Origin of the sequence: Streptomyces sp. NPDC087300, from assembly GCF_044744425.1 — a bacterium.
In the GTDB taxonomy this organism is placed as follows: Bacteria; Actinomycetota; Actinomycetes; order Streptomycetales; family Streptomycetaceae; genus Streptomyces.
Genome location: NZ_JBIUYI010000019.1, coordinates 64,450 through 86,324, shown reverse-complemented (window position 1 = coordinate 86,324; position 21,875 = coordinate 64,450). Strand labels below are relative to the sequence as shown.

Genomic DNA, 21,875 nt, shown 5'->3' with positions numbered 1-21,875 from the left:
CCCCGCCCCCCCCCCCCCCCCCCCCCCCCCCCCCCCCCCCCCCCCCCCCCCCCCCCCCCCCCCCCCCCCCCCCCCCCCCCCCCCCCCCCCCCCCCAACCCCCCGCCCACAGGGTCAGAACCCCCTGGTCCGCTTAGCCGCACGGCGATTCGCCGCAGAAGCGGCACCCGGCTGCTTCAGGATCAGCCGCGACACCTCACTCCCCAGGTTCACGCCGATCGCGATGGCGAGCGCCGTCGCGACGGCCTTGGTGAGCGAGTTGATGCCCGTGTTGAGGTCGTTCTGGGCGAGCGCGAGCAGCCCGAAGTACGTCGCGCTACCTGGCAGCAGCGGCCCGATCGCGGCCGTCACGTACGGCAGTGAGGACGCGAACCGGTAGCGCGAGAACAGCTGCCCGAAGAGGCCCACGAGCCCGGCCGCGATGGCCGTCGCGGCGACCGGCGAGAGCTTCAGCGGGGTCTGCGCGAGCGCACCGAACATCACCCAGGCGATGCCGCCGTTGAGCGTCACGATCGCCACGGTGTGACGTTCCTGCTGGAGCAGGATCGCGAAGGCGAGGCTCAGCGCCATCGACGCCAGGATCTGGATGACGGGGCGCGACGAGGTCACGCCGAACTTCGTCTCCGGGGTCAGGTTCGTCGCGTCCAGCATCACGCCGAGCGACAGCACGAGCAGGACACCGCAGACGATGCCCACGATGAGGTACATGACCTCCAGGAGGCGCGCGGCCGCGGTGATGTAGTAGCCGGTCAGGCCGTCCTGCACACCGGCCACCAGGGCCCGCCCGGGGATCAGCGCGAAGAGCCCACCGGTGATGACCGCGGAGGCCATCGACGCCTCCGTGTGCGTGAAGCTGAGCGCCACACCCATCAGGGCGGGCGGCATCGCGGCGCCCACGAACTGGTAGAACTCCGGCAGCCCGCGCCCCGCGCACAGCCACGCGAGCCGGTCGCCGAGCATCGCGCCGACCGCGGCCACCACGAAGACCAGCGCGCCACCGCCGACGAGCACGGACGCGGAGCCCGCGAGCAGCCCGCTGGCCGCCGTCAGGGCCCAGCCCGGGTAGGGGTGACGGTTACGCCGGATGCCCGCGAGACGCCGGTAGGCCTCCTCCAGGGAGACGTCGATGTCCGGGTCGCTGATGTCGTCCACCAGGTGGAAGACGGCCGCGAGCCGGGTGTAGTCGGTGCCGCGCCTGCGGACCGTCCTGGAGGCCGTGACGGGGTCGTCGACGAGCGAGGGCTGGTGCGAGATCGACAGCAGGGTGAACGTCACGTTCGGCTCGCAGCGGTCCAGGCCGTAGGACCGGCAGACGGCGAACATGGCCGCCTCGACGTCCTCGGCGCCCTCACCGCCCGCGAGCAGCAGCTCCCCGATACGCAGCGTCAGGTCGAGCACGCGGGGCACGGCGGGCCCGGTCTCGTCCTCCTGCTTCTGCGCCGCCTCCGGAGCGGGCCGCTCGGCGACCGGCATCCGCAGCATGGTGCGCATCTGGTCCTGCCAGGGCACCTCCTTGGTGAGCTTCACCAGGGGTATGCCCTGCGCGGGCGTGAAGGCCTGCGGGGCGTTGCGGGAGCTGTAGGTGTGCGGCGTGGTGAACGCCGACTTCTCGGTCTCCTGCGTCGTCGACGCCGGGGTGGCCAGGCCCGTGGGGAGCGCGAACTCCGACGTGGTCTGGGACTCGTCCTCGAGCGTCGGTGCCTGCTGCGTCACCCCGCTGGGCTGCACGAAGGCACTGCGGGCCTCGTCCGACTGCGGTTTGCGGTCCTCGGCCTCCTGCTCGGACACTCCTCGCCTCACTTCTCGTCCGCTACGTGCGCACCCTCCGTACGCCAGTATGAGCACAGATCCGTACGTCAGTATGAGCACGGACGCACGAACGGGCCGCGTGATCCAGTGATCGGATCACGCGGCCCGTACGAGGCAGGTGGCTCAGTGGCCGCCCTGCGCCTCCGCACGCTTGTACGACTTCTCGATCTCGGCCTCGGCGTCCGCACGGCCGACCCAGTCGGCGCCCTCGACGGACTTGCCGGGCTCCAGGTCCTTGTAGACCTCGAAGAAGTGCTGGATCTCCAGGCGGTCGAACTCGGAGACGTGGTGGATGTCCCGCAGGTGCTCCACACGGGGGTCCGAGGCCGGGACGCAGAGCAGCTTGTCGTCGCCGCCCGCCTCGTCGGTCATCCGGAACATGCCGATCGCGCGGCACTTGATGAGGCAGCCCGGGAAGGTCGGCTCGTCCAGGATGACGAGGGCGTCCAGCGGGTCACCGTCCTCGCCGAGGGTGTTCTCGACGAAGCCGTAGTCCGCGGGGTAGCTGGTCGACGTGAAGAGGCGACGGTCCAGACGGATCCGGCCGGTCTCGTGGTCCACCTCGTACTTGTTCCGCGAACCCTTCGGAATCTCGATGGTGACGTCGAACTCCACGGGTGGCTCCTCCATGATCAGCACATACTTCGGGTGATTAAGTGTCCCTCACGCAGATGTGTGATCGCGAAAGGGGCTGGACGTCGTGCCGGAGCTCAAGCCTTGGCAGCGGCCTCGGCAGCTGTGGAGACAGCTGCCCAAGCCTCCTGCCGTCAAGCTCCCCCAGGTTTCGGGGAAGCTCAAGACCTGGCAGCTCACGGCGGGTGCCGCCACCGTCGGCCTGGCGATCTCGGCCGGGGCGGTGGCCGCGGCCGGCCCTTGGGACTCCTCCGGCCAGCGTACGGCCGAGCGGGAGTGGGCCGCTTCCCAGGAGGCCGGGGGTGGCGCAGATCACGCAGGTCGTACGCCTGGTCGGGCGCCCGGCACGGCTCCCAGCGCGCCGTCCGTGCTCGCCGGGCTCGGCGCGCCCGCGGGGAAGGCGCCCGTCCCGACGGGACGCGCCCTGGCGGACGTCCTCGACCCGATCATGAAGGACCCCGCGCTCGGCCCCGACAAGGCGGCCGTCGTGGTCGACGCGGCCTCCGGCAAGCGCGTCTACGACAAGCACGCGGACAAGCTCCTGACGCCCGCCTCCACGATCAAGATCGCCACGGCGGTCGCGGCGCTGTCCTCCGTAGGACCCGATCACCGCATCACGACCAAGACGGTGATCGAGCCCGACACGAAGGAAGTCGTGCTGGTCGGCGGCGGCGACCCGACGCTCACCGCCCGCAAGGAGGGCCGCTACACCGACACCGCGGCGAGCCTGCGCGCCCTCGCCGAGGACACCGCCCGCGCCCTGAAGGCCCGGGACGTCGACGAGGTGACCCTCTCGTACGACACCTCGCTGTACTCGGGGCCCCCGCTGCACCCCATCAGCCCGAACGAGAACATCACCCCGGTCAGTGCCCTGATGGTCGACGAGGGCCGCCTCGACGACTCGTCCAGCGGCCCCGCGACGCGCACCGAGGACCCGGCGGGCGACGCGGTGCGCAAGTTCGAGGGCTTCCTGAAGGACCACGGCATCAGGACCACGGGGCAGCCGGGGCCCTCCAAGGCGTCCGGCCGCGCCGAGTCCCTCGCCAAGGTCGAGTCGCCGCCGCTGTCCTTCCTGGTCGAGCGGATGCTGACGCACAGCGACAACGACATCGCCGAGCACCTGGCCCGCCAGACGGCGATCGCCGCGGAGGAGCCCGCCAGCTTCGACGGCGCGGGCAAGGCGACCCGCGCGGCGCTCGAAAAGCTCGAACTCCCCGTCGGCGACGCCGAGTTCGCCGACGGCAGCGGCCTGGACCGGGCCGACAGGGCCTCGGCGCTGCTGCTCACCGAGCTCCTGGACCGCGCCGCCGACCCCGGCCACCCCGCCCTGCGCCCCGTCCTCACGGGCCTGCCCATCGCGGGCTTCACCGGCACGCTCGTCGACCGCTACCCCAAGGACTCCCCGGGCACGGGCCTGGTCCGCGCCAAGACCGGCACGCTCACCGGCGTGAACACCCTCTCCGGCACGGTCGTGGACGCCGACGGCCGCCTCCTGGTCTTCGCCTTCATGACCACGGGCACGACGGACGCGGACGGCGCGCAGAAGGCCCTGGACCACATGGCTTCCGCGGTGGCGAACTGCGGCTGCCGGGCTTGAGGGGCGGTGCGGGCCCCGTCAGGGGCGCGGGGCCGTGTCATGTGCGGCTCCGCCGCGCGGGCGCGGCCATCGAGGGCGGCCCCGTAAGGGGCGCGGGGAACTGCGCGAGCGGCCACGTCCGGCCCGCGGACGAGGACACCCCTGCCCCGCCCCGCCCCCGGGGCCCTTAGGGGCCCGCTCCGGGCCAACCCCGGGTTCCAACCCCCTCCACGGAGCGGAGCAACCACGTACCGTTGACGCATGACGAGCATCGGTGGTGCCGAGATGGTCGACTGGAATCTCGCGGTGGCGACCGCGACCCGGCTTGTGCGGCCGGGCCCTGAGGTGAGCCGGGACGAGGCGCGCGCCGTCGTCGCGGAGCTCCGCAGGCATGCCAAGTCCTCGGAGGAACACGTCCGTTCCTTCACGCGGATGGGCTCGGGCGAGATCCACGACACCCCCGTCCTCGTCGTGGACCGCGCAGGCTGGGTCCGGGCGAACGTGGCGGGCTTCCGCGAGCTCCTCAAGCCCCTCCTGGAGAAGATGCAGGACCGGCGCGGCGCGGGCCCCGGCGGCGCCGTGCTGGGCGCGGTCGGCGGCAAGGTGACGGGCGTGGAGCTGGGCATGCTCCTGTCCTTCCTGGCCTCCCGCGTCCTCGGGCAGTACGAGACCTTCGCCCCGGCCACCCGCGAGCTCCCCGCCGGGGCCAACGGCGGCGGCAGGCTTCTCCTCGTCGCGCCGAACATCGTGCACGTCGAGCGCGAACTGGACGTGGACCCGCACGACTTCAGGCTCTGGGTCTGCCTCCACGAGGAGACGCACCGCACCCAGTTCTCCGCCGTGCCCTGGCTCAGGGACCACCTGGAGGGTGAGATCCAGTCGTTCCTCGGCGAGACCGAGGTCGACCCCATGACGGTCCTGGAGCGCGTCAGGGAGGCCGCCCAGTCGCTGGCGGGCGGCCGCCCCGAGGGCGAGGAGGACGACGGCGGGCGCTCCCTCGTCGAGCTGGTGCAGACCCCCGCCCAGCGCGAGATCCTCGCCCGCCTCACGGCCGTGATGTCCCTCCTGGAGGGCCACGCGGACTTCGTGATGGACGGCGTGGGCCCCGAGGTGGTGCCCTCCGTCGGCGAGATCAGGGAGAAGTTCAAGGAGCGCAGGGCCCGCGGGGCGAGCCGCCTCGACCAGGCACTGCGCAAGCTCCTCGGGCTCGACGCGAAATTGCGCCAATATCGCGACGGCGAGCGCTTCGTGCGGGCGGTCGTGGGCGAGGTCGGCATGGACGGCTTCAACCGCGTCTGGACGTCACCGAACACACTGCCCACCAAGGCGGAGATCGCCAAACCGGCGGACTGGGTCGCGAGGGTGCACCGTAAGGGAGAGTGAGGGACCGGATGCGGCCGATGGCAGGAGAACGCCCCCGCAATCACCCGTCCGAGGGACCGTAGGCGATGGGTAGGCGTGCAATGCTCGGGGAACGGCTCGGCTCTGTCACCATCGACACACTCTGAGTGACCGAACTCGACGGAAAGAAGGGCCCCAGCGGGTCCCGAAGTCCCGAGTGGGTCCTGAGTGACTGATCCGAGGCTCACCCCCCGAACTTCATGAAGGGAACCGGACATGGGTCCCCATCCTGCGGTCGCGGCGATACGCCTGGCGGTCCGCCGCGTACTCCACGACGTACTGACCGACGTACAGCGCAGCTCCGAAACCGACCCCCCACCCCCACACGAGCAGGCTCCGCCGCTCGTGCTCGTCGCATGCTCCGGCGGCGCCGACTCCATGGCGCTCGCCTCCGCCCTCGCCTTCGAGGCGCCCAAGCTCGGCATCCGGGCCGGCGGCGTCACCGTCGACCACGGCCTCCAGCCGGGCTCGGACCTGCGCGCCGCCGAAGTCGTCGTGCGGCTGACCGCCCTGGGGCTCGCCCCCGTCGAATCCGTGGCCGTGGACGTGGGCCGCGACGGCGGCCCCGAGGCCGCCGCCCGTGACGCCCGCTACGCAGCCCTGGATGCCGCCGCCGAACGGCATTCAGCAGCCGCTGTCCTGCTCGGGCACACCCGCGACGACCAGGCGGAGACCGTCCTGCTCGGTCTCGCCCGCGGCTCCGGGATCCGCTCCCTGTCCGGAATGGCCGCGACCTCGGGGGCCGCGGGACGTTACCGGCGCCCCTTCCTGCACATCGACCGGCAGACCGCCCGCAAGGCCTGCATGGTCCAGTCGCTGCCCGTCTGGGACGACCCGCACAACACGGACCCGGCGTACACCCGCTCCCGGCTGCGCCACGAGGGACTGCCCGCCCTGGAGAAGGCGCTCGGCAAGGGAGTCGTCGAGGCCCTCGCCCGTACGGCGCAGCTGTCCAGGGACGATGCCGACGCGCTCGACAGCTGGGCGGCCCAGGCCGAGACGAGCGTGCGGGACGCCACCGGCCTCCTGGAGTGCGCCAAGCTCTACGCGCTGCCGCCCGCCGTGCGCCGCCGGATCGTGCGCAGGGCCGCCATCGAGGCAGGGGCGCCCGCCGGTTCGCTGTTCGCCCGGCACATCGAAGAGGTCGACCGTCTGATCACCGGCTGGCGCGGCCAGGGAGCCATCAACCTCCCGGGCAAAGTCGTGGCTCAGCGGCAGGGTGGCAGACTGGTCATCCGGCAAGGCTGACGAGAGGCCACGTTCACCGTGGGCCCCGTGCGGCTGGTGGGACGACCGAAAGTGATGCGGGTGGACGCGAAAGACATGGGCACCGACCTTCAGTCGGTGCTCATCACCAAGGAAGAGATCGACGCGAAGCTGGCCGAGCTGGCGGCGAAGGTCGACGCGGAGTACGCGGGCAAGGACCTGCTGATCGTCGGCGTCCTCAAGGGCGCGGTGATGGTCATGGCGGACCTGGCGCGTGCGCTGTCCACCCCCGTCACGATGGACTGGATGGCCGTGTCGTCGTACGGCGCGGGCACGCAGTCCTCGGGCGTCGTCCGGATCCTCAAGGACCTGGACACCGACATCAAGGGCAAGCACGTCCTGATCGTCGAGGACATCATCGACTCCGGTCTGACGCTGTCCTGGCTGCTGTCCAACCTCGGTTCGCGCGAGCCCGCCTCCCTCGAGGTGTGCACGCTGCTGCGCAAGCCGGAGGCGGCGAAGGTCGCGATCGACGTGAAGTGGATCGGCTTCGACATCCCGAACGAGTTCGTCGTGGGATACGGCCTCGACTTCGCGGAGAAGTACCGCAACCTCCCGTTCGTCGGAACGCTCGCTCCGCACGTCTACGGAGGCTGACGCTCCGTAAGGGCGTGCACGGCGTCGGGGAACCCTCACCCGTTTCCCGCCGTTGGAGCAAGCGAAGGCGGGATTGCCAGCCGTCCCGTGCGGCTTCGGGTCACAATGCTGGGGTACCGTCCGAAGAACAGTCTTTATCAAACTCACTATGGCAGGAGGGACGGGGCGTCATCGCTCCGTATGGATGGACGTGAAGCGATACTTCCGTGGGCCAGTCATGTGGATCGTGCTGGCCGTCCTTGCCGTGGTCGTGTTGATGCAGGTCGTCGGCTCGTCCGGTGGCTACAAGACGGTGGACACCGGCCAGGTCGTCCAGGCGATCAACGACAACAAGGTCGAATCAGCCAAGCTCACCACCGGTGACGAGCAGATCATCAAGGTCGAGCTCAAGGACGGCCAGAAGGTCAAGGACAGCAGCAAGATCCAGGCGAGCTACATCGGCGACCAGGGCGTCGACCTCGCCAAGTCCCTGCAGGCCAAGTTCGAGAGCAAGGACATCCCGGACGGTTACACCGTCTCCCCGTCGAAGCAGAACCCGTTCGTCGGGATCCTGCTTTCCCTGCTCCCCTTCGTCCTCATCGTCGTTGTCTTCCTGTTCCTGATGAATCAGATGCAGGGCGGCGGCTCCCGAGTCATGAACTTCGGGAAGTCCAAGGCCAAGCTGATCACCAAGGACACCCCGAAGACGACCTTCTCCGATGTGGCGGGGTCCGACGAGGCGGTCGAGGAGCTCCACGAGATCAAGGAGTTCCTCCAGGAGCCGGCGAAGTTCCAGGCCGTCGGCGCCAAGATCCCCAAGGGCGTGCTCCTCTACGGCCCGCCCGGTACGGGTAAGACGCTGCTCGCGCGCGCCGTCGCCGGTGAGGCCGGGGTGCCGTTCTACTCGATCTCCGGTTCCGACTTCGTCGAGATGTTCGTCGGTGTCGGTGCCTCCCGTGTGCGCGACCTCTTCGAGCAGGCCAAGGCGAACGCCCCGGCGATCGTCTTCGTCGACGAGATCGACGCGGTGGGTCGCCACCGCGGTGCCGGTCTCGGCGGTGGCCACGACGAGCGCGAGCAGACGCTGAACCAGCTGCTCGTCGAGATGGACGGCTTCGACGTGAAGGGCGGCGTCATCCTGATCGCCGCCACGAACCGGCCGGACATCCTCGACCCGGCGCTGCTCCGCCCGGGACGTTTCGACCGGCAGATCGCCGTCGACCGCCCGGACATGCTGGGCCGTCTGGAGATCCTCAAGGTTCACCAGAAGGGCAAGCCGGTCGCCCCGGACGTCGACCTGGGCGCGGTGGCCAGGCGTACGCCGGGCTTCACGGGCGCCGACCTGTCGAACGTGCTGAACGAAGCGGCGCTCCTCACGGCGCGCAGCGACAAGAAGCTGATCGACAACCACTCCCTCGACGAGGCGATCGACCGAGTCGTGGCGGGCCCGCAGAAGCGGACCCGGATCATGTCCGACAAGGAAAAGAAGATCACCGCGTACCACGAGGGCGGACACGCCCTGGTCGCGGCGGCCTCTCCGAACGCGGACCCGGTCCACAAGATCACGATTCTGTCCCGCGGCCGGGCCCTGGGTTACACCATGGTCCTGCCCGAAGAGGACAAGTACTCGACCACGCGCAACGAAATGCTCGACACGCTCGCGTACATGATGGGCGGGCGCGCGGCCGAGGAGCTCGTCTTCCACGACCCGACGACGGGCGCGGCGAACGACATCGAGAAGGCCACGAGCACGGCCCGCGCGATGGTCACGCAGTACGGCATGACCGAGCGGCTCGGCGCGATCAAGTTCGGCGGTGACAACTCGGAGCCCTTCCTGGGCCGCGAGATGGGTCACCAGCGGGACTACTCCGAAGAGGTCGCGGCGCTGGTCGACGAAGAGGTCAAGAAGCTCATCGAGACCGCGCACAACGAAGCGTGGGAGATCCTCGTCGAGAACCGCGACGTCCTCGACAAGCTGGTCCTCGAGCTTCTGGAGAAGGAAACCCTCGGCAAGGAGCAGATCGCCGAGGTCTTCGCCGGCATCGTGAAGCGCCCGGCCCGCCCGGCGTGGACCGGCTCCTCGCGGCGTACGCCGTCGACCCGTCCGCCGGTGCTCTCCCCCAAGGAGCTGTCGCTGACGAACGGTGCGAACGGCGCCACCCCCGCGGTGACCGCCGGCACGACGAAGGACCAGCCCGTCGAGGTCGTCCCCGAGGACCGCCCCGAGAGCTGATCCCGCGAGCCTCAGCAGGCCCGGAATGGATGCCGCGCCCCCCTGGTTTTAGCCTGGGGGGCGCGGCTTATTTCGTACGCCCGCAATTGGCACCCTTACTTCCGCGCACGGTAGGCGCGGGAACGTACAGGAACGAGGCACAGATGACCGACCCCGTGACGCTGGACGGCGAGGGCGCGATCGGTGAGTTCGACGAGAAGCGGGCCGAGAACGCCGTGCGTGAGCTTCTGATCGCCGTCGGGGAGGACCCCGACCGGGAGGGCCTGCGGGAGACCCCCGGGCGCGTCGCGCGGGCGTACAAGGAGATATTCGCGGGACTGTGGCAGCGTCCTGAGGACGTCCTGACGACGACGTTCGACCTCGGGCACGACGAGATGGTCCTGGTGAAGGACATCGAGGTGCAGAGTTCCTGCGAGCACCACCTGGTCCCGTTCCACGGCGTCGCCCACGTCGGCTACATCCCGTCGGCGGACGGAAAGATCACCGGCCTCTCCAAGCTGGCCAGGCTCGTGGACGTGTACGCGCGCAGGCCGCAGGTCCAGGAGCGCCTGACCACGCAGATCGCCGACTCCCTGATGCAGATCCTGGAGCCGCGCGGGGTGATCGTGGTCGTCGAGTGCGAGCACATGTGCATGTCGATGCGCGGCGTGCGCAAGCCGGGCGCGAAGACCATCACCTCCGCGGTGCGCGGGCAGCTCCGCGATCCCGCCACGCGCAACGAGGCGATGAGCCTGATCATGGCCCGCTGAGCCGGGACGTTTCCGGCCCACCCGCCCAACTCCCCCTACGTGACCGGTGGTTGTGGCGGAAGTGTTGGACGGGTGGGCGCGGCGGCCGAAAGACTGCGTGTATGACGAATTCGAGCAACTCGCATCCGAGCACGCGGTCGCTGCCCACCCGTCGGCTTGGCGGACTCGAGGTCTCCGCGCTGGGATACGGCGCCATGGCGCTCTCCCCGGGGATGTACGGCGAGGTCGACGACGAGCGCGGCGAGCGGGCGCTGCGCGCCGCCGTCGACGCGGGCGCCACGATCTTCGACACCTCCGACGGCTACGGCGTCGACGGGCACAACGAACGGCTCGTCGGGCGTGCCCTGCGCGGGCGCCGCGACCAGGTCGCGATAGCCACCAAGTTCGGCTTCCTGCTGCCGGAGGGAGTCGAGCCGCATCCCTTCCCCATCGGGTACGCCTTCGGGGAGCTCGCGGTCAACGGCGACCCCAAGCACGTGCGGGGCTACGCGGAGGCGAGCCTGCGGGCCCTGGGGACGGACTACATCGACCTGTACTACCCGCACTTCCCCGACCCGCAGGTGCCCTTCGAGGACACCGTCGGCGCGGTCGCCGAGCTGATCGACGCAGGCCTCGTGCGCCATCTCGGGGTCTCCAACGTGACCGCGGACCAGCTGCGCGCCGCGCACGCCGTGCACCCCGTGGCCGCCGTGCAGATCGAGTGGTCGATGTGGAAGCCCGCCGAGCCGGAACTGCTCGCCGCCGCGCGTGAGTTGGGGGTCGGTCTCGTGCCGTGGTCGCCGCTGGGCGCCGGGTTCCTGACGGGCACGGTCGGCAAGGTCGACGAGGGCGACTTCCGGCAGAACGCGCCGCGCTTCGACGCGGCGAACCTGAAGGCGAACAACGACCGCTTCGCACCCGTGCGGGGCGTGGCCGAGGAGCTGGGCATCACCCCGGCACAGCTGGCCCTCGCCTGGCTGCTCCACCAGGACCCGAACGTGGTGCCGATCCCCGGCAGCCGTACGCCGCGGCACATCGAGGAGAACCTCGCCGCGGCGCTGGTGCGGCTGGACGCGGAGGTGCTCACGCGCCTCGCGGCGATCCTCGGCGAGACGGAGGTCGAGGGCGGGACGCTGATGTAGCCGCGGCCGTCCGCGGCTGCCTGGAGGCGCCTAGAGGCGCCTGTGAGCGGCGGGGAGGGTGGGTCCGGCGTCAGGCCGCCGGGGCCGCCCCCGCGTCCTCGTCGTCGTCCTCAGGGAGCTTGCAGACCCGCTCCATGAAGAAGGCGGCCGCGATGACGGCGATGCCCATCAGCACGGAGAGCCCGGCGTAGACCGCCTGGTCCTTGCGGCCGGGGATGTCGAGGAACTCCAGCATGAACACGCCCACGCCGCCGTACATCCCCGAGACGAGGGCCGCGACCAGGGCGCTCGCCTGGCCGAAGACCAGGGCGCGGGCGGCCATCATCGGGTCGACGCCCTTGGCGTCGGCCCGCCGCTCGCGCTGGGCGCGCAGCCGGGACCGCAGCGAGAGCGCCGTCGCGAGCAGGACGACGGCGATCACCGCGAGCACGATGGGCGCGGCCAGCGGGACCCGCGGCAGCGTGCCGTGGGAGTCCCACAGGCGGGCGCCCGACCAGGACAGCGCGCCGGCCGCGAGGAAGAGGCCGGCCAGTGTCCTGATGCGCAGTTGCTTCACGGGTGACCCTTCATCGCCTTCATCGTCGTCATGGACCGCCGACCGCCTGGTCGTCCGTGGCCGTCGTACGGATCCGTTAGACCCTAACGACTACTCGGGCAGCCGGAGTTCCAGGTCGGCGCGGGGCAGGACGCCGTCCCTGCCGATCCCGGCGAGCAGCTCGGCCACCGGTCCGCGCCCGGCCACCTGGGCCTCGGGCTCCACGTCGTGCCAGGGGGCGAGCACGAAGGCACGTTCATGCGCGCGCGGGTGGGGCAGCGTGAGCGTCGGGTCGTCGGAGACCACGTCGGCGTACGCCACGATGTCGACGTCGATGGTGCGCGGGCCCCAGCGCTCGTCGCGTACGCGGTGGAAGGCCTCCTCGACCGCGTGCGCGCGCTCCAGGAGCGAGGCGGGCGGCAGGGTCGTCTTCACCACGACCACCGCGTTGAAGTACGAGGGCTGGGAGCCGGGTTCGACGCCCCACGGCTCGGTCTCGTACACCGGGGAGACGGCCTTGACGCGCAGTCCGGGGGTGTCCTCCAGGGCGTCGACGGCGCCCTGGAGGGTCTCCAGGCGGTTGCCCAGGTTGCTGCCGAGGGAGATCACGGCGCGCTTGGGGTTGGACAGGGTGGTGTCCGCGGCGTCCACCTGCTCGACCACCGAGGTGGGCACCGGCTGGACGGTCGGGTCGCTCTGACCCGCTTTGAAGGGCGCAGTCATACTCGGCTCCGGGTGATGGTGACGGTCACGTCGTCGAAGGGGACGGTGATCGGGGCGTCCGGTTTGTGCACGCACACCTCGACCTCCAGGACTCCGTCGTGCTTGAGACACGCCTGGGCGATGCGCTCGGAGAGCGTCTCGATGAGGTCGACGGGCTCGCCCTCGACGACGGCCACGACCTCCTCGGCCACGATTCCGTAGTGCACGGTCTTCGCCAGGTCGTCGTCGGCCGCGGCCGCTCGCGTGTCCAGGCCAAGCACCAGGTCCACGATGAAGGTCTGGCCCTCTTCGCGCTCCCGCGGATAGACACCGTGGTGCCCGCGGGCCTTGAGGCCGCGCAGCGCGACACGATCCACGCGAATCACTCCTGCAATCGTCGGTATCGGCAGGCCTGCACCGAGTGCGGTCGGCACACCAGCCTCGATCGAATCTACCTGCGAGCACCGACAGTGCTCGCCTGCGGGGCCCGTCGGCCGCCGCGGTGGACGGCGGTCGAGCCGCGTTCCGGCCGCGGCGGATGGCTGGTAGCCGCCCATACCCGGCGGCTGGTGATCCCAACCACTTCTCGGCACCTACCCACTCAGGAGGGTGTCTCGTCGCCTTCTTCGTCGTCGGTTTCGGCCAGTACGGGCGACGCGTGGTGCGACCAGAGCTTCCAGCCGTCGGGTGTGCGCCGGAACACATTCGTGGCGACCACGAGCTGGCCCACCAGCGGGCCGAGCTCGCCGCCGCCTTCGGGGGGCGGGCCGCCGCTGAGGATGTTCTCGGTGCAGGTCACCAGGGCGGTGTCACCGGCGACGCCGACCTTGAGGTCGGTCAGGAAGAACTGGATGTACTCCGTGTTCGCCATGATCAGCGCGTACGACCTGAGGACCTCGCCGCGGCCGGTGAGCACCGGCCAGCCGGGGTGCACGCAGGAGATCGCGTCCTCGGCCGCGCCGCCGCCGTCCTCCGCGCCGCCCCCGCCGTCCTCGCTGTTCGCACCGTCGTCGCTGTCTGCGCTGTCTCCGCCGTCCTCGTCGCCGTCTTCGTCGGCCAGGCTCGTGCCGTCGGCCTCGGAGTCCAGCCAGAGGTCGGAGACCTCGTCGAAGTCGCCTCGTTCGAGGGCTTCGTAGAAGGCGGTGTTCGCGCGTTCGACCTGCTCGACGTCGGTCTGGGCCCCGGTCACCGGCGGCCGCCGGCGTCCGTCACGGCCTGGGCGACACGGACCGCGTCGGCCGTCGCCCGCACCTCGTGCACGCGGACCGCCCAGGCGCCCTGGTGGGCGGCGATGGCGGAGACCGCGGCGGTGGCGGCGTCGCGCTCGCGGGCGGGCGGCGGGGCGCCCTCGGGGCCCGCGAGGACGCGGCCGAGGAACCTCTTGCGCGACGCGGCGACCAGGATCGGGTGGCCGAGGCCGCGCAGCCGGTCGAGGCCCGCGAGGAGTTCGAGGTCGTGCTCGGCCTCCTTGGAGAAGCCGAGGCCCGGGTCGACGACGATGCGTTCGGGCGCGATGCCGCCCTCGATGGCGGCCTCCACGCGTGCGTGGAGCTCGTCGACGACTTCGGAGAGCACGTCGTCGTAGTGCGGCTGGGCATGGATGTCGGTGAGGAAGCCCCGCCAGTGCATGACGACGAAGGGGGCCTCCGCGGCGGCGACCGCGGGGACCATGCGCGGGTCGGCGAGGCCGCCGCTGACGTCGTTGACCAGGACGGCGCCCGCGGCGAGCGCCTGCTCGGCGACGGTGGCGCGCATGGTGTCCACGGAGACCGTGACGCCCTCCGCGGCCAGCCCGCGCACCACGGGGACGACGCGCTTGAGCTCCTCGTCCTCGTCCACGCGCGGTGCGCCGGGGCGGGTGGACTCGCCGCCGACGTCGACCAGGTCGGCGCCCTGCGCGACCAGGTCGATGCCGTGCTTCACGGCGGCCGTGGTGTCGAACCAGCGGCCGCCGTCGGAGAAGGAGTCGGGCGTCACGTTCACGACGCCCATGACCGCACAGCGGTCCCACTCCGGCAGCCCCTGGACCGTTCCCCGCCCGCGCAACGTACTCATGTGTCCAGCCTAGGCCCGGGTGAGGGCCGATTACGCCGCCTGGACCTCGCGCTCGCTCGCCTGGTGCGGGCAGGGACGGCGCTGTGCGGTGCCCCTGCGCAGGAAGCGGGGCAGCGCGAGGGTGACGAAGCCCTCGGCCTGCATCGCGGCGAAGCCGATGCGGGGCAGGTCCTTGCTGGAGCGGTAGACCACGAAGCGGGGCTCCCAGCGGGGGCGGAACTTCGCGTTGAACTTGTACAGGGACTCGATCTGGAACCAGCGGGACAGGAAGACGAGCAGTCCGCGCCAGGCGCGCAGGACCGGGCCCGCGCCGATCTTCTCGCCGCGGGCGAGCGCCGCGCGGAACATCGCGAAGTTGAGGGACACGCGCGCGATGCCGAGCTTCGGGGCGGCCTGGAGGGCGGCCACGATGAGCAGCTCGTTCATGCCGGGGTCGGCCGAGCGGTCGCGGCGCATCAGGTCGAGGGAGACGCCGTCCTTGCCCCAGGGGACGAAGTGCAGGACGGCCTTCAGGTCGCCGTAGGCACCCGGCTCCTCGTCGGCCTTGTGGGCGGTCGCGATCAGGCAGTCGCCGTCGTCGGGGTCGCCGATGCGGCCGAGCGCCATGGAGAAGCCGCGCTCGGTGTCGGTGCCGCGCCAGTCGTCGGCGGCGCGCTGGATCCTGGCGAGCTCGTTCTCGCCGAGGTCACGGATGCGCCGTACGCGCGTCTCGTAGCCATTGCGCTCGATCCGCTTGACCATCTGGCGTACGTTGCGCATCGCACGCCCGGACAGGGAGAAATCCGCGACGTCCACCACCGCCTCGTCGCCGAGTTCCAGGGCGTCCAGACCCGTCTCACGGGTCCAGACCTCGCCGCCCGTCTCGGAGCAGCCCATGACGGCGGGGGTCCAGGAGTGGGCCTTCGCCTCGTCCATGAAGCGCTCGATCGCGCCGGGCCAGGCCTCGACGTCGCCGATCGGGTCACCGCTGGCGAGCATCACTCCGGAGACGACGCGGTAGGTGACGGCGGCCTTGCCGCTGGGGGAGAAGACGACGCCCTTGTCGCGGCGGAGCGCGAAGTGGCCCAGGGAGTCGCGGCCGCCGTGCTTGTCGAGCAGCGCGCGCAGCCTGCTCTCGTCGTCCTCGGTGAGGCGCGCGGCCGGGTGCTCGGGGCGGAAGGCCAGGTAGATGGTGGTCAGCGCGGTCAGCATGCCGAGTGCGCCGAGGGAGAAACCAACCGTCCAGGATGTGCGTCCGTAGTAGTCGACGGGGCCCTCGAGGCCGAAGAGGCCATAGAGGACGTGCTCCAGGCGGTCGGTGATGCTCGGGTCCCCGATCACCTTCCCCGGGTGGGCGCTGACGATCACCAGGCCGAGGAGGATGGATCCGGCTCCGAGGAGGACGAAATTGGCCAGTGCCCGCCAGCGGCTGCGCGGGTCGGGCAGCGCCGTGAACTCACTCCGATGGCGCAGCAGCAGGGCGAGCAGCGCGAGCGAGATCACCACACCGATCACGGAGTGCCGGTACGCGAACTGCGCCACGGCTCCCGCGGGCAGCAGCACCACGGCGGCCCGCCAGGCCCGCCGTTTGTGGCGGCGCAGGCCGTGCGCGAGCAGCAGCAGGAGGATGCCCGAGCTGAGCGCGAGCGCGGCCGCGAACGGGCCGAGCGCGCCCGGCAGGACCTCCGCGATGGCGTGCATCCTGCTGCGCCTGAAGCGCGGGAACACGCCCGCAGCGACGTTCAGCAGCCCTACGAGCATGCAGGCCCTGGCGACGAGGGTCGGCACTGCCTCCGGGCGCGGGCCGCGCATCATCCGGCGCATCCGCCCGTCATGATGGTGGTCCTCACTGCTCGGAACCCCACCCGACATTTCCCCATCTATCCTGACAGACATCGCATCCCGTAGTTCTGCGAGAGAGCTTGAATCCGGTGCCAAAACGGCATCCGGCACTATTGCGCCCTCTAGGACGGTCCTTCCGGGAGACGGGTTCACTCCCGACCGGAAAACCGGAGGAAAAGCTCCGGCAAGCGCCAGTAAGGCCGAGGTCCGGGTTCGGTCACGGTCCGGCAGGCCACGGCAAAGCCGGGCAAAGTAGAAAGTGCAGGCAGGAACACCCCATGGGACTCACGAGCAACAAGGTCCTGGCCCTTGCGGTCTTGCTGGCCGTTCTGCTCTTCGTCGGCACCGTCTGGCTCTGGCCGCGGCTCGCACGCCAGTCGTGGAAGGCCGTCACGGGGCGCGTCGGGCTGCTCGTCGCCACGCAGATCGCGATCTTCGCATCGGTCGGTCTCTCGGCGAACCAGGCGTTCGGTTTCTACGCGACGTGGGCCGACCTCTTCGGTCAGGAGACGAGCCCCGGGGTGGTGGTGGACCACGACCCGGCCAAGGGGGAGGGCCCGGTGAAGGTCCTCGACACCCAGCCCGTGAACGTACCCGGCGGCAGCAGGCCCGCCACCGGCGGTCAGATCCAGAAGATCGACATCGGGGGCAAGGCGTCGAACATAGCCAGCCCCGCCTACGTCTACCTGCCGCCCGAGTACTTCCAGCCGCAGTACAAGAACCGCAAGTTCCCCGCCTCCGTGGTCCTCACCGGCTACCCGGGCACCGCCGAGGCGCTCATCAAGGGCCTGCACTACCCGCAGACCGCCCACCGCCAGGCCGCCAACGGCAAGATGCAGCCGATGATCCTGATCATGCTGCGGCCGACCGTCGCGCCGCCCAGGGACACCGAGTGCGTGGACATCCCCGGCGGACCGCAGACCGAGACCTTCTTCGCCCAGGACCTGCCCGGCGCGATCTCGGGCCACTACAGGGTGGGCACCAAGGCCGAGAACTGGGGCATCATCGGCGACTCCACCGGCGGCTACTGCGCCCTGAAGCTCGCCATGCACCACCCCGAGAAGTACGGCGCGGGCGCCGGCCTCTCCGCGTACTACAAGGCGCCCATCGACGTCACCACGGGCGATCTCTTCCACGGTGACAAGGACTTGGAGCAGCGCGCCAACCTCAACTGGTACCTGGAGCACATGCCGCCGCCCAAGACCTCCCTGCTGGTGAGCAGCAGCAAGAAGGGCGAGAGCAACTACAAGGACACCTTGAAGTTCATCGACAAGGTGAAGGCCCCCACGCGGATCTCGTCGATCACGCTCGAGAGCGGCGGCCACAACTTCAACACCTGGCGCCGGGAGATCCCCGCGACCCTGCAGTGGATCAGCGGGCGCCTCACCGACAACTGAGCGGCGCGGGACCGCAGTCCCGCGGCCCCGCCCGCCCTCACACCTTGGTGACCGTCTCCAACTGCACCTCGTCGCGCGCGATGTCCCGCGCGTCCGCCGCCGTGGAGCGGCGCAGCGCCTCGTGCAGCCTGGCCGGTGTGAGCACCCCCAGGAAGCGGCCCTCGCTGTCCTTGTCGATGACCGCGATCCAGCCCGCGTCGTGCTGGAGCATCGTCGCGAACGCCTGCTTGAGGCTCGCGCCGACCGGGAGCCAGGCCTCCATCCGCCGCGCGTGCTCGCGGACCGTGCCGCTGCCCACGCGCGCGTGCTCGGCGGAGATCCAGCCGTGCAGGTTGTTCTCGCCGTCCAGGACGACGGCCCAGCGGGCGTCGAGCTTCTTGGGCAGCGGGTCGTCCAGGTGCACCACGGGCGGCTGCTCCAGGTCGCCCTCCTCGATCGGCGTCACGGAGAGCCGCTTGAGGCCGCGGTCCGCGCCGACGAAGTCCGCCACGTAGTCGTTCGCGGGGGCGCCCAGGACGGTCGAGGGGGTGTCGAACTGCTCGATGCGGCCCTGTCCGTAGACGGCGATGCGGTCGCCGAGCCGGACCGCCTCCTCGATGTCGTGCGTGACGAAGAGCACGGTCTTGCGCACGGCCTGCTGGAGGCGGAGGAACTCGTTCTGGAGGTGCTCGCGCACCACCGGGTCGACCGCGCCGAACGGCTCGTCCATCAGGAGCACCGGCGGATCGGCGGCCAGCGCGCGGGCCACGCCGACGCGCTGGCGCTGGCCGCCGGAGAGCTGCTCGGGGTAGCGGTCGCCGAAGACGGCGGGGTCGAGGCCCACCAGGTCCAGGAGTTCGGCGGCGCGCTCGCGGGCCTTGCCGCGCTTGACGCCCAGGAGGTGCGGGACGGTCGCGGTGTTCTCCAGGACCGTCTTGTGCGGGAAGAGGCCGACCTGCTGGATCACATAGCCGATGCGGCGCCGGAGTTGGACCGGGTCGGTGCCGGATATGTCCTCGCCTTCGACGAGTATCCGGCCCTCGCTCGGCTCGATGAGCCGGTTCACCATCTTCATCGTCGTGGTCTTGCCGCAGCCGGACGGGCCGACGAGCGTGACCAGTTCACCCTCGGCGACCTCGAAGGACAGATCGTCGACGGCCGTGGTGCCGTCCGCGTAGCGCTTGGTGACGTGCTCGAACCGGATCATGATTCCCCATTGTGGCGGGCGGTGGCGGGCTTTGCGTGAAGGCCATGTTGCGGCCGTACAACGAGTCTCGGCGATTGTCAGTGCCTCGCGTTAGGGTCGCCAGACACGGGGGGACGTGTGTACGGCATACGTCCGGGGATTCGGGGGAGGTGGGGCGCGTGGCGAAGCAGAGCTGTCTGGTGACGAACGACTGGATCTGCGGGGAATATCTCCGCACCCGCAGCCAGGAACTGATCGACGCGACCCTTCAGCACATCGGGATCACGCTCGTCTCGGTCGCGATCGGGCTCGCGGTGTCCCTGCCGCTGGCCCTGCTCGCGCGGCGCTGGCGCTTCCTCGCGGGACCGATCCTGGGCGTGACGACCGTGCTCTACACGGTCCCGTCGCTCGCCATGTTCTCGCTGCTGCTGCCGTTCTTCGGACTCTCGATCTCCCTGGTCGTCACGGGCCTCGTCCTGTACTCGCTCACGGTCCTCGTGCGGAACATCCTGGCCGGCCTGCAAGCCGTGCCCGACGAGGCACGGGACGCGGCGAAGGGCATGGGGTACGGCCCGCTGCGGCTGCTGTGGGAAGTGGAGCTGCCGCTCGCGCTGCCCGCCCTGCTCGCGGGCGTCCGGATCACCACGGTCTCCACCGTCGCCCTGACCACCGTCGGCGCCATCGTGGACTACGGCGGCCTCGGCACGCTGATCCTCGACGGGCTCGACACGACCTTCAAGGCCCAGGTGCTCACCGCCTCGGTGCTCTGCGTGCTCCTCGCGATCGTCGCGGACGTGCTGCTGCTCGGGCTCCAGCGCCTGCTGACGCCGTGGACCCGCGTCCACCGAATACGGACGAGCCGTGCCGCCCGCAAGGCGGCCGTGGCCAAGGTGGCTGAACCCGCATGAACGAGATCACCGGTGCGTACGACTGGCTGACCACGGGCGCCAACTGGCAGGGCGAGAAGGGGGTGTGGCACCGCCTGTCCGAGCACCTGTACTTCAGCGGGGTCACGCTCGCCGTCGCCTGCGTGATCGCGCTGCCCCTCGCGCTCTACCTGGGCCACATCGGCAAGGGCGGCGCCCTCGCGGTCAACATCTCCAACATCGGCCGCGCGGTGCCCACGCTCGCGCTGCTGATCCTGCTGACGCTCACCCCGCTCGGGGAGCACGGGGACGCGCCGACGCTGATCGCGCTGGTCCTCTTCGCGGTGCCGCCGCTGCTGACCAACGCCTACCTCGGGATGCGCGAGGTGGACAGGGCGGTGGTGGAGGCGGCGCGCGGCATGGGCATGAGCGGCGGCCAGCTGTTCGCCCGGGTCGAGCTGCCGCTGGCGTACCCGCTGATCATGACGGGCGTACGGTCGGCGGGCGTGCAGGTCGTCGCGACGGCCACGCTCGCCGCGATGGCGGGCGAGGGCGGTCTGGGCCGGATCATCACGGCCGGGTTCAACCTGCAGAACACGCCCCAAGTGGTCGCGGGCGCGCTCCTGGTGGCGCTGCTCGCGCTGCTGGTCGAGGCGGTGCTCGTCCTGGTGGGCCGGCTCTTCGACCCGCGCAGGGGGACGCGGTTCAGTGAGTCCGGGCAGTGAGGCCGGGCAGTGAGGCCGGGCAGTGAGTCCGGGCAGTGAGTCCGGGCCGGGCCATGAGGCTGGGCCGGGCAGTGGGTTTTCTGATTCCTTTCGAAATGGTGGTTCACCGATGAACAGCACTACGCGTCGCGCGCGACGGATGGCGGGGGCGGCCGCGGCCGTCGTGGCCCTGACCGCTGGGCTCGCCGCGTGCGGCGGGGACAGCCTGGAGGACAAGGACGGGGGGTCGGACAAGGCGGGCGGTGACAAGAAGGGCTCGCTGGTGGTGGGTTCGGCCCGGTTCACCGAACAGAAGGTGCTCGCCGAGCTCTATGCCGGTCTCCTGGAGGACGCGGGATATGACGCGTCGGTCAAGACCGTGCAGAACCGCGAGATCTACAAGCCCGAACTGAAGAAGGGCTCGATCGACATCGCGCCCGAATACGCGGCCACGCTCGCGGAATTCCTCAACCTGGAGAAGAACGGCCCGAAGGCGAAGCCCGTCGCGTCCAGCGATGCCGACGCCACGGTGGCCGCGCTGAAGAAGCTCGCGGAGCCGGAGGGCCTGAAGGTCCTTCCCGCCGGTGACGCGGTCGACCAGAACGCGTTCGCGGTGTCGGCGGATTTCGCCAAGGAGCACAAGCTCAAGACGCTTTCGGATCTCGGCAAGTCGGGCGAGAAGGTCAAGATCGCGGCGAGTGACGAATGCGAGTCCAGGCCGTTCTGCGCGCCGGGGCTGAAGAAGAAGTACGGCATCGACGTCACCGGAATCGACCCCAAGGGCGTCGGCACCACGCAGTCCAAGCAGGCCGTGAAGAACGGCACGGACCAGCTGGTGCTGACCACGACGACCGACGCGACGCTGAAGAACTTCGACCTCGTGATCCTGGAGGACGACAAGAAGCTCCAGAACGCGGACAACATCCTGCCCGTGGTGAACGCCAAGGACGCGGGCGACAAGGAGATAGCGGCGGCGCTCGCGAAGCTGACGAAGACGCTCACGACGGACGACCTCGTCGAACTCAACCGGAAGGTCGACGAGGAGCGGCAGAAGGAAGCGGATGTCGCGAAGGAGTATCTGGAGTCGAAGGGCCTGATCGGGAAGTCCTGACTCCCGAGTGCCGACTCCGGAGCCCTGACGTCAAGGGAGGAGTCAATCCGGAAGTTAAGGCTCCGATCAGGAAGTCGGGGATCCGGTTCAGAAGTTGATCTTGGATTTCCGGAGAAGTTCCGTGACCGAAGCGGAAGTTGACCGCTGAAGCAAAGC

General features: G+C 70.4%; 20 protein-coding genes. 11 read left to right on the top strand and 9 right to left on the bottom strand.

Going from position 1 to position 21,875, the window contains the following annotated elements; all coding sequences use genetic code 11:
- Positions 1-113: 113 nt before the first annotated feature.
- A complete protein-coding gene (locus ACIO9J_RS42285; RefSeq protein ID WP_402010939.1) occupies positions 114-1,787 on the bottom strand; it encodes a threonine/serine exporter ThrE family protein in 1,674 nt (557 codons plus the stop codon).
- A gap of 144 nt (positions 1,788-1,931) precedes the next feature.
- A complete protein-coding gene (locus tag ACIO9J_RS42280) occupies positions 1,932-2,423 on the bottom strand; it encodes an inorganic diphosphatase (RefSeq protein ID WP_055549835.1) in 492 nt (163 codons plus the stop codon).
- Between the two features lie 85 nt (positions 2,424-2,508).
- Here ACIO9J_RS42280 and dacB point away from each other — a divergent pair, with 85 nt between their 5' ends.
- The 7 genes from dacB to ACIO9J_RS42245 all read left to right on the top strand — a co-directional run bounded on the left by dacB (position 2,509) and on the right by ACIO9J_RS42245 (position 11,363).
- Positions 2,509-4,038 (top strand): D-alanyl-D-alanine carboxypeptidase/D-alanyl-D-alanine-endopeptidase, encoded by a 1,530-nt coding sequence (gene dacB / locus ACIO9J_RS42275; protein WP_402010938.1) that lies wholly within the window; start codon positions 2,509-2,511, stop codon positions 4,036-4,038.
- Between the two features lie 240 nt (positions 4,039-4,278).
- Positions 4,279-5,400 carry a zinc-dependent metalloprotease gene (locus tag ACIO9J_RS42270; protein ID WP_402010936.1) on the top strand — a complete coding sequence of 374 codons (1,122 nt, stop codon included), beginning with the start codon at positions 4,279-4,281 and terminating at the stop codon, positions 5,398-5,400.
- A gap of 234 nt (positions 5,401-5,634) precedes the next feature.
- Positions 5,635-6,666 carry a tRNA lysidine(34) synthetase TilS gene (gene tilS, locus ACIO9J_RS42265; RefSeq protein ID WP_402010934.1) on the top strand — a complete coding sequence of 344 codons (1,032 nt, stop codon included), beginning with the start codon at positions 5,635-5,637 and terminating at the stop codon, positions 6,664-6,666.
- Between the two features lie 54 nt (positions 6,667-6,720).
- Positions 6,721-7,281, top strand: coding sequence for a hypoxanthine phosphoribosyltransferase (gene hpt, locus ACIO9J_RS42260; protein WP_055549829.1), 561 nt, complete (start codon positions 6,721-6,723; stop codon positions 7,279-7,281).
- A gap of 184 nt (positions 7,282-7,465) precedes the next feature.
- On the top strand, positions 7,466-9,493 hold the full coding sequence (gene ftsH / locus ACIO9J_RS42255) for an ATP-dependent zinc metalloprotease FtsH (protein ID WP_402010933.1): 2,028 nt from the start codon (positions 7,466-7,468) through the stop codon (positions 9,491-9,493).
- Positions 9,494-9,636: 143 nt separating this feature from the next.
- On the top strand, positions 9,637-10,242 hold the full coding sequence (gene folE, locus ACIO9J_RS42250; RefSeq protein ID WP_402010931.1) for a GTP cyclohydrolase I FolE: 606 nt from the start codon (positions 9,637-9,639) through the stop codon (positions 10,240-10,242).
- Between the two features lie 101 nt (positions 10,243-10,343).
- Positions 10,344-11,363: an aldo/keto reductase gene (locus ACIO9J_RS42245; protein WP_402010930.1), complete on the top strand. Its 1,020-nt coding sequence runs from the start codon at positions 10,344-10,346 to the stop codon at positions 11,361-11,363.
- Between the two features lie 70 nt (positions 11,364-11,433).
- Here the strand turns inward: ACIO9J_RS42245 and ACIO9J_RS42240 are convergent, their stop codons facing one another.
- The 6 genes from ACIO9J_RS42240 to ACIO9J_RS42215 form a co-directional block, all read right to left on the bottom strand.
- Complete coding sequence (locus tag ACIO9J_RS42240) at positions 11,434-11,919, bottom strand: DUF3180 domain-containing protein (RefSeq protein ID WP_402010928.1); 486 nt, start codon at positions 11,917-11,919, stop codon at positions 11,434-11,436.
- A 90-nt stretch (positions 11,920-12,009) separates the two neighbouring features.
- Entirely contained in the window at positions 12,010-12,621 is a 612-nt protein-coding gene (gene folK / locus ACIO9J_RS42235) for a 2-amino-4-hydroxy-6-hydroxymethyldihydropteridine diphosphokinase (RefSeq protein WP_402010926.1), read from the bottom strand.
- Complete coding sequence (folB, locus tag ACIO9J_RS42230) at positions 12,618-12,977, bottom strand: dihydroneopterin aldolase (protein ID WP_384259199.1); 360 nt, start codon at positions 12,975-12,977, stop codon at positions 12,618-12,620. Before folB ends, folK begins: the two co-directional genes overlap by 4 nt.
- 224 nt (positions 12,978-13,201) lie before the next feature.
- Positions 13,202-13,789: a nuclear transport factor 2 family protein gene (locus tag ACIO9J_RS42225; RefSeq protein WP_402010924.1), complete on the bottom strand. Its 588-nt coding sequence runs from the start codon at positions 13,787-13,789 to the stop codon at positions 13,202-13,204.
- Positions 13,786-14,655 (bottom strand): dihydropteroate synthase, encoded by an 870-nt coding sequence (gene folP / locus ACIO9J_RS42220; protein ID WP_402010923.1) that lies wholly within the window; start codon positions 14,653-14,655, stop codon positions 13,786-13,788. The genes ACIO9J_RS42225 and folP overlap by 4 nt, the downstream gene beginning before the upstream one ends.
- Positions 14,656-14,685: 30 nt before the next feature.
- A complete protein-coding gene (locus ACIO9J_RS42215; protein ID WP_402010921.1) occupies positions 14,686-16,506 on the bottom strand; it encodes a phosphatidylglycerol lysyltransferase domain-containing protein in 1,821 nt (606 codons plus the stop codon).
- A 248-nt stretch (positions 16,507-16,754) separates the two neighbouring features.
- Here ACIO9J_RS42215 and ACIO9J_RS42210 point away from each other — a divergent pair, with 248 nt between their 5' ends.
- Positions 16,755-17,873: an alpha/beta hydrolase gene (locus ACIO9J_RS42210; RefSeq protein ID WP_402010919.1), complete on the top strand. Its 1,119-nt coding sequence runs from the start codon at positions 16,755-16,757 to the stop codon at positions 17,871-17,873.
- Positions 17,874-17,910: 37 nt separating this feature from the next.
- Here the strand turns inward: ACIO9J_RS42210 and ACIO9J_RS42205 are convergent, their stop codons facing one another.
- Entirely contained in the window at positions 17,911-19,059 is a 1,149-nt protein-coding gene (locus tag ACIO9J_RS42205; protein WP_402010917.1) for an ABC transporter ATP-binding protein, read from the bottom strand.
- Positions 19,060-19,217: 158 nt separating this feature from the next.
- Here ACIO9J_RS42205 and ACIO9J_RS42200 point away from each other — a divergent pair, with 158 nt between their 5' ends.
- From ACIO9J_RS42200 to ACIO9J_RS42190, 3 genes are all read left to right on the top strand, one after another.
- A complete protein-coding gene (locus ACIO9J_RS42200) occupies positions 19,218-19,946 on the top strand; it encodes an ABC transporter permease (RefSeq protein WP_402010915.1) in 729 nt (242 codons plus the stop codon).
- Positions 19,943-20,629: an ABC transporter permease gene (locus ACIO9J_RS42195; protein WP_402010913.1), complete on the top strand. Its 687-nt coding sequence runs from the start codon at positions 19,943-19,945 to the stop codon at positions 20,627-20,629. Before ACIO9J_RS42200 ends, ACIO9J_RS42195 begins: the two co-directional genes overlap by 4 nt.
- Before the next feature lie 109 nt (positions 20,630-20,738).
- Positions 20,739-21,719 (top strand): ABC transporter substrate-binding protein, encoded by a 981-nt coding sequence (locus ACIO9J_RS42190; RefSeq protein WP_402010912.1) that lies wholly within the window; start codon positions 20,739-20,741, stop codon positions 21,717-21,719.
- Positions 21,720-21,875 lie beyond the last annotated feature (156 nt).